Source organism: Meiothermus sp. (assembly GCF_025056915.1).
In the GTDB taxonomy this organism is placed as follows: domain Bacteria; phylum Deinococcota; class Deinococci; order Deinococcales; family Thermaceae; genus Meiothermus.
Window position 1 is genome coordinate 1 of sequence record NZ_JANWVH010000150.1, and the last position, 2,551, is coordinate 2,551.

Genomic DNA, 2,551 nt, shown 5'->3' on the forward strand with positions numbered 1-2,551 from the left:
AGCTTCAGCAGGCCGAGGTGATCGGTGAGGTGGTGGTGGAGCCGGGCGCCAGAATCGTGCGCAGCACCGTGCGGGGCCCGGCCTATATCGGGGCTGGCGCCCTCGTTGAGGATGGCTACGTGGGCCCGTACACGGCCATCGGCAAAAACGCCCGGGTGGTTGCCAGCGAGGTGGAGTATTCCATCCTGATGGACGAGGCCCAGGTGCACTCGCTGCCCTACCCCCTGGACAGCAGCATCCTGGGGCAGGGGGTGGTGGTGGATGGTAAGGGGAATACAAGGCGTCACACGCTGCAGCTTGTGTTGGGGGATCGCAGCCGGGTGATGCTGTAACCTTCGGCTGGAGCCTTTATGAGCATTTGTTGACAGAGGCAACCCAGCTTGATTTCTCTAAAATGACCATGTACTATGACCCTAGGCATGAAAGTTTCCAAAAGCTATTTCAAAGCCCATGCTCTGGAGCTTTTGCGCAGGGTAGAGGCTACGGGCGAGCCCCTGATTCTGAGCGACCGGGGCCGGTTGGTGCTGGAAATCCGCCCATACCGGGGTGAGGAGGTGCGAAAGCGCCTTCGAGGTAGCCTGTTGCGCTATGAGCAGCCCAAGGAGCCTACGGATGAGCCCTGGGAGGCTCTGGCTTGAAACGCTACCTGCTCGATACCCACGCCTGGGTCTACTTCCTGGCCGACCCCATTCAGCTTCCCAGGGGGCTGGAGACTTTGCTGGAGGGCGCCCGCGCAGAGCAGGCGCTTTTTGTGTCCGCCATCAGTGCTTGGGAGGTGGCCGTGCTGGCCCGGAAGGGGCGGCTGGCCTTCACCTCAGGGGTGAGGCACTGGCTCGAGGATGCTTTGCGGGTGCCGGGCATCGAAGTGGTGCCGCTGGATGCCTACATCGCGCTGGAGGCCGATGGCCTCCCCCTGCCCCACCCCGATCCCGCAGACCGCTTCATTGTTGCGACGGCCCTTCGATTGGGTGCGGTGCTCGTGTCGCGCGACGAAAAACTGCAGGGGCTTTCGGAGCTGCAAACGCTTTGGAAACCGGGGGCGTAAGCTGGCAAAACGCCACTTTTTGTCAGGGTAGCAGAGGCCTGTCCAAACCCCCTCTACAAACCTTATCCAGAATCATCCGGTAGCCCGCCCTGCGGGTAGGGTCAGGGTCAAGCCAGATTCGCAAACGGGCCTCGAGCCAGACCGCTTTTTGGTGCAGGCCGTGCAGCGCGGGGTAGTAGTCGCGGCTGAACAGCAGCCCCCCCCGGTAGCCCTCGGCCAGGAAGCGGGGGTCTTGGGGGGTGGAGCTGCCCCCCAGGTGCAGCACCCGACGGGGCACCAGCAACACCTGCCAGCCCTTGCGGCGGGCCCGGGTGCACCACTCGAGGTCTTCGTTGTAGAAGAAAAACCGCTCATCCATGCCGCCGATTTCCTCTAGAGCCCCCTTGCGGGTCATGATGAGGGCCCCCGAAACCCAGCGCACTGCTCTTGGTTTGCGCAGATTCCAGTAGTTGGGCGCATACAGCGGCCCATGCGACTGTAGCCGGCCTGCCGGGGTCTGTAGCGCGGGCCCGGCCAGCGCTGCCCCCGGATGCGCCTGCAGGGCCTGTTGGAGCACCTCCAGGTCGCCCGCATTCAGGTACACATCGCTGTTCATCTCGACCACATAAGGGCGGGTGGCGGCCTCGAGCCCTCGGTTGACGGCGAAGGCATAACCCCGGTTGGGAACCCGAAGCAGCCGCACGTTGGGATGATTCTGCTCTACCCAGTCTGGGCTGCCATCGGTGGAGGCCGTGTCCACGACCAGTGTTTCGGCTTCGGGGTAGTGCGCTTCAATCCGTTTCAGGCATTCATCCAGAATGCCCAGGGTGTTGTGCGAAATGACGATAATCGAGAAGTCCTTGCTCATGTCGTTCCGGGTGCGACGAGTTACGCCTCCGCTAAAGCTTGTTTTAGGATAAGGGAAGCGATGAGTCTTGACGAGCAAGCCGCAGCGGCCATGCGCTACCAAAACTATCCAGCCCCACCCGAAATTCAAGGGGTGCAGCACCTGCCACTTACAAAGTATCGGGCGCTCGAGGGGGCCTTTATGGAGTACCTCCGGCTTGATGGAGGCCAGGTGGAGGGTTTGGCGGCCCGGTTTGAAGCCCGGCAAATTTCGGTTTCGTGGGCTTCTCCAGGTCGCATCAACGCCTTCCACATTCACCCCAAACGCCCCCAGGACGAGGTCTGGTGCGTGCTGGAGGGTAGTTTGCTGGTCTGGCTGGCAGACCTTCGGGCCGACTCGCCCACCCGGGGCAACCGACGCTCGTTTCTCCTGTCGGGGGAGGCCCCGGCCCTTTTGTTCATTCCTTCCGGTGTGGCCCACGGCTACCGCGCGGGCCACAAGGGGGCGCTGCTGCTTTATGCCATGAACGACCAGTTCAATCCCGCAGACCCCAACGAGGGCCGCCTGCCCTGGGACTTTTTTGGCGCCGACCTGTGGGCCGAGGACAGGGGCTAACCTTTCAGGAGATTCGAGATGCATTTCAAACGAGTGGTCGTTACCGGGGGGGCTGGGTTCATCGG

The 2,551-nt window shown here is 62.6% G+C and carries 4 protein-coding genes and 1 pseudogene; 4 read left to right on the forward strand and 1 reads right to left on the reverse strand.

What is annotated here, in order from left to right; genetic code table 11:
* The 3 genes and pseudogenes from NZN28_RS14245 to NZN28_RS14255 all read left to right on the forward strand — a co-directional run.
* Positions 1–332 (forward strand): annotated as a pseudogene (locus NZN28_RS14245) (glucose-1-phosphate thymidylyltransferase); the annotation flags it as partial.
* Positions 333–419: 87 nt separating this feature from the next.
* Positions 420–638 carry a type II toxin-antitoxin system Phd/YefM family antitoxin gene (locus NZN28_RS14250; RefSeq protein ID WP_295399272.1) on the forward strand — a complete coding sequence of 73 codons (219 nt, stop codon included), beginning with the start codon at positions 420–422 and terminating at the stop codon, positions 636–638.
* A complete protein-coding gene (locus tag NZN28_RS14255; RefSeq protein ID WP_295399274.1) occupies positions 635–1,045 on the forward strand; it encodes a type II toxin-antitoxin system VapC family toxin in 411 nt (136 codons plus the stop codon). The genes NZN28_RS14250 and NZN28_RS14255 overlap by 4 nt, the downstream gene beginning before the upstream one ends.
* Positions 1,046–1,067: 22 nt before the next feature.
* Here NZN28_RS14255 and NZN28_RS14260 read toward each other — a convergent pair whose 3' ends face one another.
* Complete coding sequence (locus NZN28_RS14260; protein WP_295399276.1) at positions 1,068–1,892, reverse strand: glycosyltransferase family 2 protein; 825 nt, start codon at positions 1,890–1,892, stop codon at positions 1,068–1,070.
* A gap of 60 nt (positions 1,893–1,952) precedes the next feature.
* Here NZN28_RS14260 and NZN28_RS14265 point away from each other — a divergent pair, with 60 nt between their 5' ends.
* Positions 1,953–2,486, forward strand: a complete 534-nt coding sequence (locus NZN28_RS14265) for a dTDP-4-dehydrorhamnose 3,5-epimerase family protein (protein WP_295399278.1) — start codon at positions 1,953–1,955, stop codon at positions 2,484–2,486.
* Positions 2,487–2,551: the final 65 nt, after the last annotated feature.